The organism is Nitrospirota bacterium, from assembly GCA_016219645.1.
Lineage (GTDB): Bacteria > Nitrospirota > Nitrospiria > Nitrospirales > Nitrospiraceae > Palsa-1315.
Genome location: JACRLR010000010.1, coordinates 103,422 through 116,394, shown reverse-complemented (window position 1 = coordinate 116,394; position 12,973 = coordinate 103,422). Strand labels below are relative to the sequence as shown.

Here is a 12,973-nt window from a genome sequence, read left to right as displayed (position 1 = left end):
CTAGATTAGCTTGTGGTTCGTGAACGTCAGATTCTTCACAACCACTTCGCCGTTTTCGTAAGTAATGATCCTGCGGGTGGCGGGCAAATCCGATGATCCGATGCGCACATGGCTGTCGGTAAAGCTTTCCACATTGTTCAGTTTCTTGTCGGTCGGCGAATAGTAGTACACGCTGTACTTCGTCGTCAGATGTTTCTGGTCCTGGGTCACCGCGCTCTCTTCCACATTGATCGTAAAGGCAAAAGGCGTCATGCCCGGGTGCGCCATCGTGCGATTGATCTGGGTGATGCGTTGGTCTTTGACGCGATAAAACGAATTCGACCCGTGAATGATGAGTTTTGTGCCGAAGGGGTGCCCGTCCTCTTCCATGGTGAGGGAGTATTTGCCGTCCGATTCCTCGAAGGTCCTTGGGCCGCGATGCACCGCGATCATTCCGAGCTGTTCCTGCGCCCACTTCTGCACCTCTGCATCGCCCAGTTGAACTGATACCTCACGAGGGCCCTTCACCATGACTGGTCCGCTGGTTTCTTTTCCGTTTACATTCACTGTCAGATCGGCGGTGAACCCCTTAAAGTCCTTCTGCCACCGCGCAGTCTTTTCGAAGGCTTGCCGGAGAATGTCTCGTGCCGTTGGATCGTCGGTAACCGCGGGCGCTCCCTCTTTCCGTTGATGCTGTTCCATATTGATATCTCCTTGGTGAATCGGATAGGGCTTGCATTATACGCAAGGAGTGGAATGTGGCACAAGCGCACTCCGTGGCGAGACTCACGCTCGTTCAGGTCCCGCTGAGTATTGCAGGGGCTGCGTTGCGGGGGTTAGGTAGGCGGCTTGACTTTGTCCGTGATCCGCCGCCAGTATGCATTTTTGGAAGGGATCAATACATGTGGAACCGCAACTTCATGTTCAGGTCCACTGAGGCCACTCCGCTCAAAGAATCAGAAAACGAGTTGTTTCACGAGACAGATCCTGCCATGGATAGTTCCGGACTCCAATTAGAGCGGTTTTTATCGGTCTGGATTCAGGGCGAGGGCGAGGGGGACATGCCTACGGCTTTCACGAGTATGTATGTCCGCACGGCGATGTTGGATTTCCAGAAACGGGTTGGATTTCTCCAGCCCCTGCAAGGCCGCTCACACCAAATTAAACAGCTGCTCACGCCGGGCCAAAAACAGTTTCTCCAGCAGTGGCTCGCCACAAGTGCGCCCCAGGCTTGGGAAGGCACGGATGACCATTTCAAGATGCTGTTCGAATGCGAATGACTCCGGTCTGCCCTCGATGAGAATTGTCACGTCCAACCTTTTCGTACGGGCTTTGTGTCTTGTCATGCTGATAGCTGCGTGTCCAGTCGGGGCCGGCTGGAGCGCGACGGTGGAAGTCTATTATGGGCCGGACGACGCGCCGTTGGATCGTCTGACGGCACTCTACCGGCGGGCGACACGCTATCTCTATGTGGCGGTGTATGGGTTGACCTCTCCCCGTGCAGTGGCGGCAATGGTTGCAGCAAAGAAACGGGGAGTCGATGTGCGAATGATCACCGATCGCCAGCGCACAGAAGATGTCAAACAGCGCACAGCACTCACCACGCTGCATCTGGCGGGAATTCCTATTCTCGTAAACGAGCACGATGGGCTCATGCATCTGAAGCAGGTTGTGATCGATGACGAAGTGAACACGACGGGGTCGATGAACCACACGACGAGCGGCAATAGTTATAACGATGAACGGCTCGATGTCATTACCGACCCTGCTATTACGGTCAGGGCCCGGGAGAAGTTCCTGGCAATGTGGAACGATCACACGAGATTTAAAGAATGGAAATGAGTAAGAAGGTTGAGGCTAAGGTTAAGGTTAAGGTCGAGAAAGAGGAGAGTTCTGCTAACTCTCTTGTACCTTCAGGCTCAACCTCGACCTCAACCTAAACCTTTCTGTATGAGGAGCGATGACTGAGGAGACTGATGTTGCAGTCGTAGGGGCGGGAGGAGGCGGCGCCGTCTTGGCCCTGGCGCTGGCTAAACAAGGGGTCAGCACCATGGTGTTGGACCAGGCTGTCGGACCGCCGAAGGGCCTGCGGGGAGAGATTCTCCAACCTAACGGGCAGCAGATACTCGACCGTTTAGGCGTCTTGCCATCATTGCCGACCGATGCCACGAGATCCGTACGGCACTTCCATTTTTGTCGAGCAGGGGGGACACGCCTCTGCAGTATCGACTATGGTGATCTCCCGGCGCCGTACAACCGTGCCATCGTGACGCTTCCGAATGTGGCTCACCATGCCATTGTTGCGGCGGTGCAGCAGCAAAAGAGCGTCACGCTCCGTTATGGAACATCATTTACAGGGCTCGTGCGGGAGGGCCCTCGCGTAGTCGGGCTGTCTACGACAGGGCCCGACAGTATACGCACGATCCGTGCGAAGATCGTCGTCGGCGCCGATGGAGCATTTTCAAAGGTTCGCGAGGCACTGAAAATCCCGGCGGATCTGTATCTGTACCCGGATGGCTATCTCATTGCCATTCTCGAGTCGGAGGACCCGGTCTCGGAAGCATTCTACTACATCGGGGAGAGAACGATCTTAGGACTCTTCCCGGCGACAGGAAACAAGGTCTATATTTTCTACATGATTCCCAAGGATTCGATGGAGGCGGTGAAGCAACGGGGGATCCCTGCATTACAGCAGGCATGGAGCCAGATCGCGCCGCAGTTTGCAGGGCTATTTCGCCACCTGAACGATTGGACGCAGACCGCCTATATGCCGACAGGGCGGGTGCGTACGCCAACATGGGTCGCAGATGGCGCCGTGCTGATTGGTGATGCCGCCCATGCGATGAATCCCCATGCGTCACAGGGGCGTATGCAGGCGATGGTGGATGCCATGGCACTATCCGATTTGTTGCCGGGCTGTCTCGTTGACAGAGACTATTCAGCAGCCAGGCTGAGCCAGTTTGAACGAGCGAGGCGGCCCCAAGTGACGATGCTGCAGCGATTGGCTGATCAACAGGTATTTTATTGGAATACGGCAAATCCCGTTGTGGCCTTTTTGCGTGATCGCGTATTTCAAACTCTGGATCGAAATGCGCGGCTGCGCTATCAGGTTCTGTCGACCACGGCAGGGCTACGAACCGTACCGCCTTTTAATATGATCGATCGCGTGATCGCTGCGGGGTTTCTTCCCGATGTGCGTTCGAATGAGCGATCTCCACATCCGATGTCGTTGTGAAGAACCATTGGAATGGCTGAACGTCTGATCGAGGGGTTGCCCGACGACACACAGAAGCTGCTGCAGACCTACGTGAAGGGGGTCAAAGGCCAGTTCGGGGAGTTGTTGGAAGGTGTATTACTCTATGGCAGTGCTATCCGGGGTGAATTTCTCCCAGGGCGATCCAATTTGAATATCCTCCTTCTGGTATCGTCATATGACAGCGCAGTCCTTAAACAGTACAGCACGTTGCATCGTCAGTGGAGCAAGGAACAGATTGTGGCTCCCCTTTTTCTGACGGAAGAGGAGCTGCGCATATCTGCAGAGGTATTTCCCCTTGAGTTTATAGAAATTCAGGAACAGCATCGCGTCTTAGCCGGGCGTGATCCCTTCATTGGATTCCACGTGAAGACCGATCGGCTGAAAGAGGCCGTGGTCCAGGGTTTCATGAGCCATCTCTTGCGTCTACGCCAGCGGTATGTCGAAGGGAACGGGACTGACGAGGCGACGGCAATTTTACTGCCCCTCTCGATCACGTCACTTCTTCCACTGCTGCGCGGCGTGCAGCGTCTTCTCGATCGACCGGCCCTCTTTCTCTCAGAGGCAGTTATCAAGGACGTCGCTGAGCAGTTGAAGCTGGATCTGCAGGGATTGCAGGATATCCTATTGCTCAAACGCGGCCAGATATCTCCGGGCCACCATGAAATGCCTCGGCTCTTTGACCGGTATCTACAGACCACGACGTTGCTGACTCGCGCAGTCGCGCAACTATCGCAGCTGTGACAGCGATGACAAAGTTCAATGCTATGGCTGTGGTACTTTTCCTTATTCTGTTCCAGGGCGTAGCCCATGCGGTGTCCTACGAACGGCCCGCGATTCCGTTGCCTGAACCACGGGGGTATGTGAGCGATCACGCAGGGGCCATCGATGGGGATTGGAAAGAGCGCATTCGTTCCGTCTGTCAGGATCTTGAACGAAAGACCGGCGTCGAGATGGTGGTGGTCACGGTGCCGAGTATCAAGCCATTCCGGTCGGCCAATGAGTATGCGACGGCAATATATGAAAAGTGGGGGATCGGATCGACACAACAAGAACATGGCATGCTGGTGCTGGTTGCGGTGCAGGAACGACAGGCTGCGATCACGCTGGGAAGGCAGATGTTGCCGGTGATTACTCCCACGGTGATGAATCAAGTCGGGCGCGAGTCCTTACAGCCGTCGATTGAGTTGGGACATTTCGGCGAAGGGCTCTATCGCACCGTGGTGGCTCTCGCCTCTCCCGCGCAGGATGTGCGTGTCGGCGACATCTCGAAGGGCCATTCGAAAGGTTTGGGGTTCTGGCTTGCCCTGTTTACCGCTGTCGGGGGATTCTCATTTTTCTGGTGGATTAGCAGACCGGACCTCCGGCATCCCTACAAACGAATTCAAAAGGGTGAGTATTGGGGGACTGGCCAGGGCGGCTTCGGTGGGAACTTCGGAGGCTTCGGAGGCGGGACGAACGGGGACGGGTGGAGGTAGGGGGATAAGGGAGAAGCGGCCAGGTGCCCTTCTTGCTCGCAGAACGCGCACGGTGAAACTGTGCTCGTCCGATGCGCGCAGTAAAGGGCAATCTGACCACTCCCCCGGGTTCGTCTGTCTGACTGGCGAGTCTTTCTGGTCCGCCTGGTTCTTCCGTATGAGTTTCCGGCCCGATCAACCAGACAAACCAGATAGACAAGATAGACCAGATGAACCGGCATTCGTTGGACGCGCGCAGTGGAAGATCAATCAGCCCCCATTCCTGAAAGATCACAAGCGAGCGTGTAGGAGAACGGTTCCTGGAACCTTTCTCAGCGCCAACCGGCGCAAGTAAACAACCGCCAGCACTGTTACCTTCAATCCAGTTGTACGACTGTGACAATAATACTCGGGATTGTAGGTTCACCATCCGGTGCGATCGCCTCGAGCCCCATGCCTTCCTCGATTGTCTCCGCTGCCATCACGATATTCAGTGTGTCGCCTCTATTGAGAGGCAACACAGAATTCATGATGGCAACAGTCTTTTCCTCGGGATCGATTAGGACAGCCCGTATGTTCGAATTCGGTACATCGATGTTATTCACCCTCAGCCAAAGATCGATCCACCGGGGAGTGGCACCCCTCACCTTACCGACCTGCGGACCTGCGATGATAAGGTACATGCCTGACTGTTTAATGATGATATCGCCTTTGTTGAAATCTATCGTGTGGACTCCTCCGCCAGCATCTGCTTGCGCATCCAGTTGAACCTCGACAGGTTTCAATGTCGAAATTCTTTGAGTTTTATTGGATGAAAATTGACCGAATGCCTTTCGATAATCACGACCGCTTAGATTTCGCTCGTTGTCATCACGTGGTGCCATTTAGTGTTTCACCTCCTCTGCCAGATCAGGTTCAGACTCAACGGGAGAATTTCCATATGGTTCTTCAACAATGTCTTTGAACGAACGAGTCTCACGGGAATAGGTTTGAAGCAACTCGATCAAATAATTGACCTTCATTCTGCACACATCATATTTCGGGAACTCCATCGTACCGTCCGCATTTTGCTCAACAGATATTTCGCCAAGATAGTTACACACCCCATCCACTCTATTCACCATGTCAGGGTCGAGCACGTCATTTGCGGCAGTGAGGAGACTCCGCACTGATTGCAACACACGCCCCAACTTGGCTTCATCTCTCCTGAGCTCAGAGAGTGTCACAGACCGCATCCACAGTGGTTTCTCATCATCTGGTAACCCTACTGTTAGGTTATAGTGAGCGAGGGATCGTTTCGTGACGCTCATCGTGAAAAGGGTGAGCTGAAAGAGCTGCTTCAGATGCTGGGCCGCATAATCCATCCGTCTATTCCTCAGGGCTTCCTGAGATGCGATGATCTGGTCTAGTCGTTTCTGATTTCGATTTGACAAATAGTGAAAGAGTATCGCCAGGAGAACGGCTATAACTACATCCACAATCAGGAAAAGAGTCGGCGAGAGATCACACTGCCGGCTGTAGTCAAATCGTCCACAGCTAGGATCATCCGGCCCAGAACCGAACACGAGGTAGGGAACGAAGGTGCCTGTTACAAATCCTGCAAAAACAACCGCTGCTATAGCTTTTTGTGTCCTACATAACGCCAAGATAGGCATGGACATGAGTGTGTGAACTGCCATGATCTATTCCCGAGCATTGAAGGCGAATTTCGGGAACAGTATTCTTAATTTATTTGGAAAGCAACTATCGGGTGGGGGCGCAGTTGCGCGCATCGGACGAGAATTTTCTATAATGCTCCCTCCAAGCTTGCTCGTTTGTCTTCTTGGAAGGGCACCCATGTTGGTCTACGTGCGGCCGTTGAACGAGGCGGAACTTGAGTTTTCACCTGCATCCAGCGAGGCGGCTGGTGTGGTTTCCACTGCGCGCGTCCAACGAGGGCCTTCTGATTCTTCGACTCTCCCAGAAGGAGTAGGCAGATTGTTCTTCACTGCGCGCATCGAGCGACAGAACTGTTCCCTCCAAGCTTGCTCGCTTGCCCTTGTCTGGAACGGTACCCGTGTCAGGCCTGACTGCGGCCGTCGAACGAGCACATTCCGATCGTGCGCGTTCCGGGAGCAAACGGTCGACACGGGTACCGTTCCGCCCGTTTATCGTGGGGGCTCTGCGAGCAAGAAGAACGGTCTGCCTACTCCTTCGCATCATTCTGAGGCCGCGCGTTGCGCGAGCACAGAAGATGATCAGGCCCCATCCCTTCCTACTGCTGAATCGCTGAGAGCAGCCATTTCCCATCTGGGGATCGCATGAAGGTCCAGGCTTCGCCGGATTCGGTCGGCTTCTCCTCGCTGCCTTCGACAATATAGCCTGGTTCACCGCGCTGCTTCGTCAGGGATACGTTATAGTCGCGGGCACTCCAGCGAAGTCCCGCTGTCACGTACTGCGTTGCCTGTTCAGTCCAGGCTTCCAGGATCTCCGCACGGAGGAGCACGACATCCTCCACATGGTTCCGGATGTCTTGACTGGTATTATCGGCCAGGGCGGCGCTGAAATAGTTCAGCATCTCCGGCGTGACGAACTGCCGCAATTCGGTCAGGTCCTGTGTGCTCCAGGCCCGTTGAACGTCGGTCAGGAGTTGTTGGAAGGCTGCTTTATCAATGGAAGTGATGCTATCGGCTGACAGTTTCTGCCTGGTGGTACCGGACCGCCTTGCCGGCAGATTGTCGATGGATGGGTCGCGACCTGTAATCCCGGAAAAGTCTGGGAGGGAAGGTCGTTGTATTTTGAGGAAATAAACCAGTGCCGCAACTCCCAGAAGCAGGAGGATCAGAAGGATTCCGGCAGAGCTGGAACTCTCGGGGGTAGTGGGAGCGGTGGGGGCGGTGGTGGTTTCGGGAACAGCCGTATCGGCATCCGTAGTCTGAGCGTAGCAGCTTGTCGTTCCGAAGAACATGTGGCCAATCCATGATCCACCGGGATAGCCTAAGGTAAATCTCCCGCTCGCTTCTGCGAAGAATGAGGTAGGGGGTCCAATCAGAGTTACCGCAATGAATGTGGCAACGAGCGTTGTTCTGTTCAAACCAGTTCCTTCTTGTCACTGTCAGGGGCTAACACATTCTTTCACATCCTAGCAGTAATGAGATCTGAAAGCATAAAGTATGGGATTGCCGCCAGTGATTGACTCTCTCCTCCCCAGAGTCTAGCCTAGCGTAACATCTTGATCGGCGATGGTTCTGCGCCGGCATTCTCCTTATTGTCGATTGTTGAGTCAGATGCCCAGGTCCTAGGCCTATCTGCTTGAGGCTGAGAAAGGACAGAATGCTCAGAAGGGTTCAAGCACTCGCTCTCGTGTTGGTCTTCGTAGGACTTGTCATTTGGATTTCTCCCTCCTTCGCCCAGGGCCATGAATCTCCGTCAGTATTGTCTATCGCGGCAGGGGGAGGGCACACTTGTGCTGTACTCAGCAATGGCACAATCCGTTGTTGGGGGAACAATCGCGATGGTCGTCTAGGAAATGGTAAGAGTACGGAAGACTATGGAAGAACGGTAGCGGTAGCCGGGATTGATGCGGCTCGCCATGTCGCCGTGGGGCTGAATTTTTCCTGCGCGAGTCTGGCTGATGGAACAGTCCGTTGTTGGGGAGGCAATCAATATGGCCAGCTTGGTGATGGCAGCGCCACAGCGGCGTTAACCCCTGTCCTGGTTAAGGATTTTCATTCCGCTACAGAGGTAACTGCGGGATTCTTTCACGCTTGTGCGCTTAACAAGGCCGGTTCGATTGGCTGTTGGGGCCGCAATGACCGGGGCCAGTTAGGGGACGGAACTCAGATCGACTCCTCAGTCCCAGTTCCGGTGAAAGGAGTAACGACGGCCATCGCTCTGAGTGCCGGGCTTAGCCATACCTGCGCGGTTCTCAAGGCTGGAACCGTTCGCTGTTGGGGAAGTAACCAATGGGGGGAATTGGGAAACGGCACAAAGACAGATTCATCAACACCGGTAGAGGTGGCAGAGACCCAGTCGGTTGTGGCAATCGGTATGGGGAACAATTTTAGTTGTGCGGTGGTCGTCAATGGGAAGGTAAAGTGTTGGGGCGACAATAGGAAAGGCCAGCTAGGGAATGGAACCAGTAAGGAGGCGTTAGTTCCGGTGGAAACCAAAGGTATCACTTCCGCGATAAAAGTTGATGGAGGGTCTCTTCATGCCTGCGCGTTGTTGCGACAGGGTACAGTCAATTGCTGGGGATTGAACCAAACAGGGCAACTAGGATACACGGCCCAGGATGATCCAGCTAGCCCGGCCCATCAACAGGGTATTTCCACACCCGATGAGGTCATTACTTTACGATCCGCCCGTGATGTCGCTGTCGGGCTTTTGCATAACTGTTCGCTTGAAGAGCAGAGAGTCGTGAAATGCTGGGGAGCGAATACCAACGGTGGGTATTTTACGACACGGGTCGCCGCCTCAACAATTACACCGATTGAGATCAAGGTAGGTCCGTGATCACGTATTGAGCGGGACTAGCACGACAAGCGAGAAAAGCACGTAGGAACTCGCACCTCGGCGCGGGAATGATTACATGTTTCGCGCGGTCTGAACACACCCCGGCGTATGAAATAGACTAAAAACTCCCTGCCTGGACGACATCGTCGAGGCTGTTGATGTCGAGCCAGTGACCGGCGGTATAGAGCACTCGCACAGGATACCGCCGTCTCAAGAGTTCCTGGAGTAGCTGGGAGATGTTGGCCTTACGGTTGGCAGGGTTGCGCAGGAGTTCCACGATGATGTCGGTGATGAGTTTGGTTGCGCCTGCTGAGACTTTGAGGAATCCCATACAGACCCCGTGGATGCATGCTTGGGGGATGTTGTCCCCTATCTGCTTGAGATAGATCTTGGCATTGAAGGCCCTTCTCGAATTGGGAATGGTGCACTCGGTGAATCCGCCAAGGCGAGCATAACTGGTCTGCTCTTGCCAGTTACTGTCGACAAAAATGACATAATCATCGTTCTCCTGACAGAGCGACTGGGGAATATATTTGTTGAAGAGCACGTCGCCATAGGAAACGATCGTACTGCGTGCAGGACCCTTTAAGGATTGGAGGGCTTTGAGCAGGGAATCCAGTTCGCCGGTATCAGCAAAGTCGTCGTTGTCGACATAGGTCAGGTTGGGCAGATTGACGGTTTCTTTCTTATAGCCCCTGACCACCACGATATCCTTGATTCCCACTGCATTGTAGGCGTCCACGATATGGGAGAGGATCGGTCTCCCCTGAATGGCGACCATCGTCTTGGGCTGATGTTCGGTGAGTTCTCCCAATTCCTGGCCGCGGGATGCAGCCAGTACAATAGCAGAGGTGTCCTCGACTCCTTTGGGAAGATACCGGTCTTCAGCTTCCTGTAGTTCAGCGGCGTTTTGTAGGCGGAAGATTTCGGAAACCGGTGCAACTTTGTCTTCAATGGAGAGCAGGTGTTCCTGTTCCTTGAGGGTCCGCGCGGTTTTCTGCATGGCAGCTACGGCGGCCCGTAACATATGATTCGCCCAAATCACCATGGAAAATCCATGCTGCCGAAACACATCTGTGGGGGTGGCGTAGTATTTGGTGGGCACGATCACGACGGGGCATCGGTTTCCCCATTCCTGTTTGAACGAAATGATCTCATCCGGCACCGACAGAGCACTGTGAATGAGGATGCCGTCTGCACCTGCCTGATGGTAGGCTGCGGCGCGACGCAGGGCCTCGGCCAATCCCCAGCCACAAATGAAGGATTCCACTCTGGCAATGATGCAAAAGTCCGGATCGGTCTGGGCGTCTTTGCCCGCCTTGATCTTGCCACAGAATTCCTGCATGTCCGCCATCGGTTGAGCATCCCCTTTAATAAAACTGTTAGTTTTGGGGAAAAGCTTGTCTTCGATGCAGACTGCGGCGATGTGGCGCTGTTCCAGCTTGCGGACGAGTCGTTGCATGTTATTGAAATTGCCATATCCCGTGTCGCCGTCGAGGAGAATTGGAATGGTGACCGCATCGGACATGAATTCCAGCACCTCAAGTATCTGGGTCCAGCTGGCTTCGTTGTTGTCACGGACGCCGAACTGAGCTGAAATGGAAAGGCCGCTGGCCCATATACCGCGGAACCCGGCTTCTTGAACGATTTTTGCGCTGATGCCATTGTGGGCTTCACAGATGAATTCCAGTTGATCCGACAAGAGGAGTTTTTTAAATTGGCGCGATGTTGTGGTGCCTGTGGTCGAACTCATGGATTCCTTCCTGGTTCTCGCCGAAACAATGTCAGCAGGATGCGCTGTAGCGTAGGCGTTCACTACCAAGAATACCGTTTTCCTCCGAAGAAATCACCCTGCCTGTGAGGGGACCTGTGGTGTCAACGTAAGAGATGAATCGAGGGTCGACCGCTGCTGTGGGGTCTTGCGGAACCAGGGTGAGGTGGGTGAGAAGCCTGGTCTGACTGCTGGGAAATGGTACGTGCTGATAGGGTCCTCACGGTGTATCATGGCTTTTTACGACGAAGGCTCAATATGGAGGAACTATGGCAACCAAGAAAATCGTTTCACGGAATCGAGTGCAAGGTCGGGCAGTTGGACGGGCGAGGAAGAAATCTGCTGCGAAGCGAGGAGATTCTGCGCTCAACAAACGGCTGCAAGACCTGTGTGAGCAGGTTGATATCATGTTGCCAGAGATGACCGCCAGGATTGCGGCGCTGGAGCATCTGTTACGTGAGAAGCAGCTCTGCACCAGACAGGATCTGGTCGCGGCGCGTCAGTTCGTGCGCATGCAGGAGGCGTAGGTGAGTGCAGTACGTGAACGCTTGCAAGCAGACTGTTGATAAAGTCCTCCAGCAGGGGGGGGTGACCCGGTGAGTCCCCTGTGCTCGCGCAAAGCGCGTGGCCTCAGAACGATGCGAGGGAGTAGGCAGACCGTTCTTCTTGCTCGCAGAGCCCCCACGATAAACGGGCGGAACGGTACCCGTGTCGACCGTTTGCTCCCGGAACGCGCACGATTGGAATGTGCTCGTTCGACGGCCGCAGTCAGGCCTGACACGGGTACCGTTCCAGACAAGGGCAAGCGAGCAAGCTTGGAGGGAACAGTTCTGTCGCTCGATGCGCGCAGTAAAGAACAATCTGCCTACTCTCTCTTGGAAAGTTTGGGAATCAGAAGGTGCTCGCTTGGGTAAAGAGCGCGTCTTGGCGCGCTCGGGTGGGCGGGTGAGAAAGTTGCGTGCAATCGAGGATCGTCCAGGCCACCCCCTGAGAGAGATATGGAATGGGGAAAGGCAAGCTGTGAAGGACCGTCTGGCTGTTCCCCTCCGGGCTAAAGTGGGAAAATAGTATGGAGGTATCTCGATGGCAATGTCTGAAGCTTTGTCGAATGAAGAGGTTCAGACTGCGTGGGAGAAGCTGACCGGGGAGGTCCGTACGGGGGTTCTGCTGACGCTTCGAGACGGGAGGCCGTTTGGTTCGCATGTACCCTATGTTATTGGCGAACACTGGGCACGTGCCTATATTCATGTAAGCCGCCTGGCGTTGCACAGCGAACATCTGTCGCGCGACCCCCGTGTCGGACTGTTTGTCTCGGAGCCTGACAGGCCAGGAAAGAATCCGCTGGCCCTGCGGCGGATGAATCTTCAAGGCGAGGCTGTGTTGTTGGATGCTGGTGCGCCGATCTACGAAGAAGTGAAGGAGCGGTACTTGGCTCGCTTTCCCCAATCGGCCATGTTGTTTGGCTTCGGGGATTTTTCTCTCTGGGAACTTCGGCTAGAGGGCGCGCACCTGGTCCTGGGATTCGGGCAAGCCTATCTTGCGGACGCGACGGATCCCCATACCTGGGTCCATCAGAAGCCGAGTAGGAAGGACGATAGACGTGAGGTGTGAAGGGTGAACGTGGCCCGTTTTACGGCTCGTTGCGAGCCGAGGACCGGTAGGCGAAATAGAGCACGAGGCTTCCGACCAGAGCGATGATGAGCCCTGCGACGAATTGAGTGGCAAAGCTTAGCGGCCCTATGTAGCGGTGGTACAGGAGGGGCAGTACGATGGGAAGGGCCACGGCGAGAAAGAGGCCTAGGATGTGACGCGTGAGATAAATCGGTTCGCCTGGTTTACGCCCCGCGCGTTGCACAAGCACCCTCCAAGCTATACAGTTCTTTCTTTAGGGGAGTGGCCGAGAGAGCCCTCTACTCCGCACGCTCTCCATACCTCCTATTCCCCCCCCCCCTCAAGGGTAACCTGGTCGATCCTCGATTGCGCGCGTCGAACGAGCACATTCCAATCCTCTACCGCTCT

General features: G+C 54.8%; 14 protein-coding genes. 8 read left to right on the top strand and 6 right to left on the bottom strand.

Features of this window, described 5'->3' with window-relative positions; genetic code table 11:
* A complete protein-coding gene (locus HZB34_02805; GenBank protein ID MBI5314880.1) occupies nt 1–681 on the bottom strand; it encodes a DUF3386 family protein in 681 nt (226 codons plus the stop codon).
* A gap of 200 nt (nt 682–881) precedes the next feature.
* Here HZB34_02805 and HZB34_02800 point away from each other — a divergent pair, with 200 nt between their 5' ends.
* The 5 genes from HZB34_02800 (at nt 882) to HZB34_02780 (ending at nt 4,710) form a co-directional block, all read left to right on the top strand.
* The gene (locus HZB34_02800) at nt 882–1,259 is read left to right on the top strand and encodes a hypothetical protein (protein MBI5314879.1); all 378 of its coding nucleotides are present in this window, start codon (nt 882–884) and stop codon (nt 1,257–1,259) included.
* A 64-nt stretch (nt 1,260–1,323) separates the two neighbouring features.
* Nucleotides 1,324–1,821 (top strand): phospholipase D family protein, encoded by a 498-nt coding sequence (locus HZB34_02795; GenBank protein ID MBI5314878.1) that lies wholly within the window; start codon nt 1,324–1,326, stop codon nt 1,819–1,821.
* Between the two features lie 118 nt (nt 1,822–1,939).
* Nucleotides 1,940–3,214 carry an FAD-dependent monooxygenase gene (locus HZB34_02790; GenBank protein MBI5314877.1) on the top strand — a complete coding sequence of 425 codons (1,275 nt, stop codon included), beginning with the start codon at nt 1,940–1,942 and terminating at the stop codon, nt 3,212–3,214.
* A 12-nt stretch (nt 3,215–3,226) separates the two neighbouring features.
* Nucleotides 3,227–3,976 carry a hypothetical protein gene (locus HZB34_02785; GenBank protein ID MBI5314876.1) on the top strand — a complete coding sequence of 250 codons (750 nt, stop codon included), beginning with the start codon at nt 3,227–3,229 and terminating at the stop codon, nt 3,974–3,976.
* A 23-nt stretch (nt 3,977–3,999) separates the two neighbouring features.
* On the top strand, nt 4,000–4,710 hold the full coding sequence (locus HZB34_02780) for a TPM domain-containing protein (protein ID MBI5314875.1): 711 nt from the start codon (nt 4,000–4,002) through the stop codon (nt 4,708–4,710).
* Nucleotides 4,711–5,066: 356 nt separating this feature from the next.
* Here HZB34_02780 and HZB34_02775 read toward each other — a convergent pair whose 3' ends face one another.
* The 3 genes from HZB34_02775 to HZB34_02765 form a co-directional block, all read right to left on the bottom strand.
* A complete protein-coding gene (locus tag HZB34_02775) occupies nt 5,067–5,573 on the bottom strand; it encodes a hypothetical protein (protein ID MBI5314874.1) in 507 nt (168 codons plus the stop codon).
* Nucleotides 5,574–6,350, bottom strand: coding sequence for a hypothetical protein (locus HZB34_02770; protein MBI5314873.1), 777 nt, complete (start codon nt 6,348–6,350; stop codon nt 5,574–5,576).
* Nucleotides 6,351–6,943: 593 nt separating this feature from the next.
* Nucleotides 6,944–7,636 (bottom strand): TIM44-like domain-containing protein, encoded by a 693-nt coding sequence (locus HZB34_02765; GenBank protein MBI5314872.1) that lies wholly within the window; start codon nt 7,634–7,636, stop codon nt 6,944–6,946.
* A gap of 365 nt (nt 7,637–8,001) precedes the next feature.
* On the opposite strand from HZB34_02765, the gene HZB34_02760 reads away from it, so the two are divergent.
* Nucleotides 8,002–9,183 (top strand): hypothetical protein, encoded by a 1,182-nt coding sequence (locus HZB34_02760; GenBank protein MBI5314871.1) that lies wholly within the window; start codon nt 8,002–8,004, stop codon nt 9,181–9,183.
* Nucleotides 9,184–9,301: 118 nt separating this feature from the next.
* Here HZB34_02760 and aepX read toward each other — a convergent pair whose 3' ends face one another.
* Nucleotides 9,302–10,936: a phosphoenolpyruvate mutase gene (gene aepX / locus HZB34_02755; protein MBI5314870.1), complete on the bottom strand. Its 1,635-nt coding sequence runs from the start codon at nt 10,934–10,936 to the stop codon at nt 9,302–9,304.
* Between the two features lie 287 nt (nt 10,937–11,223).
* Here aepX and HZB34_02750 point away from each other — a divergent pair, with 287 nt between their 5' ends.
* Both HZB34_02750 and HZB34_02745 read left to right on the top strand, forming a co-directional pair.
* Nucleotides 11,224–11,481, top strand: coding sequence for a hypothetical protein (locus HZB34_02750; GenBank protein ID MBI5314869.1), 258 nt, complete (start codon nt 11,224–11,226; stop codon nt 11,479–11,481).
* 556 nt (nt 11,482–12,037) lie between these two features.
* Complete coding sequence (locus HZB34_02745) at nt 12,038–12,565, top strand: pyridoxamine 5'-phosphate oxidase family protein (GenBank protein MBI5314868.1); 528 nt, start codon at nt 12,038–12,040, stop codon at nt 12,563–12,565.
* A 19-nt stretch (nt 12,566–12,584) separates the two neighbouring features.
* Here the strand turns inward: HZB34_02745 and HZB34_02740 are convergent, their stop codons facing one another.
* A complete protein-coding gene (locus tag HZB34_02740; protein ID MBI5314867.1) occupies nt 12,585–12,809 on the bottom strand; it encodes a hypothetical protein in 225 nt (74 codons plus the stop codon).
* Between the last annotated feature and the right edge of the window lie 164 nt (nt 12,810–12,973).

What these genes read in the sequence shown, in the direction of transcription:
- HZB34_02805 (MBI5314880.1), bottom strand. Translation starts at nt 681, where the DNA reads ATGGAACAGCATCAACGGAAAGAGGGAGCGCCCGCGGTTACCGACGAT.
- HZB34_02800 (MBI5314879.1), top strand. Translation starts at nt 882, where the DNA reads ATGTGGAACCGCAACTTCATGTTCAGGTCCACTGAGGCCACTCCGCTC.
- HZB34_02795 (MBI5314878.1), top strand. Translation starts at nt 1,324, where the DNA reads ATGCTGATAGCTGCGTGTCCAGTCGGGGCCGGCTGGAGCGCGACGGTG.
- HZB34_02790 (MBI5314877.1), top strand. Translation starts at nt 1,940, where the DNA reads ATGACTGAGGAGACTGATGTTGCAGTCGTAGGGGCGGGAGGAGGCGGC.
- HZB34_02785 (MBI5314876.1), top strand. Translation starts at nt 3,227, where the DNA reads ATGGCTGAACGTCTGATCGAGGGGTTGCCCGACGACACACAGAAGCTG.
- HZB34_02780 (MBI5314875.1), top strand. Translation starts at nt 4,000, where the DNA reads ATGGCTGTGGTACTTTTCCTTATTCTGTTCCAGGGCGTAGCCCATGCG.
- HZB34_02775 (MBI5314874.1), bottom strand. Translation starts at nt 5,573, where the DNA reads ATGGCACCACGTGATGACAACGAGCGAAATCTAAGCGGTCGTGATTAT.
- HZB34_02770 (MBI5314873.1), bottom strand. Translation starts at nt 6,350, where the DNA reads ATGTCCATGCCTATCTTGGCGTTATGTAGGACACAAAAAGCTATAGCA.
- HZB34_02765 (MBI5314872.1), bottom strand. Translation starts at nt 7,636, where the DNA reads ATGTTCTTCGGAACGACAAGCTGCTACGCTCAGACTACGGATGCCGAT.
- HZB34_02760 (MBI5314871.1), top strand. Translation starts at nt 8,002, where the DNA reads ATGCTCAGAAGGGTTCAAGCACTCGCTCTCGTGTTGGTCTTCGTAGGA.
- aepX (MBI5314870.1), bottom strand. Translation starts at nt 10,936, where the DNA reads ATGAGTTCGACCACAGGCACCACAACATCGCGCCAATTTAAAAAACTC.
- HZB34_02750 (MBI5314869.1), top strand. Translation starts at nt 11,224, where the DNA reads ATGGCAACCAAGAAAATCGTTTCACGGAATCGAGTGCAAGGTCGGGCA.
- HZB34_02745 (MBI5314868.1), top strand. Translation starts at nt 12,038, where the DNA reads ATGGCAATGTCTGAAGCTTTGTCGAATGAAGAGGTTCAGACTGCGTGG.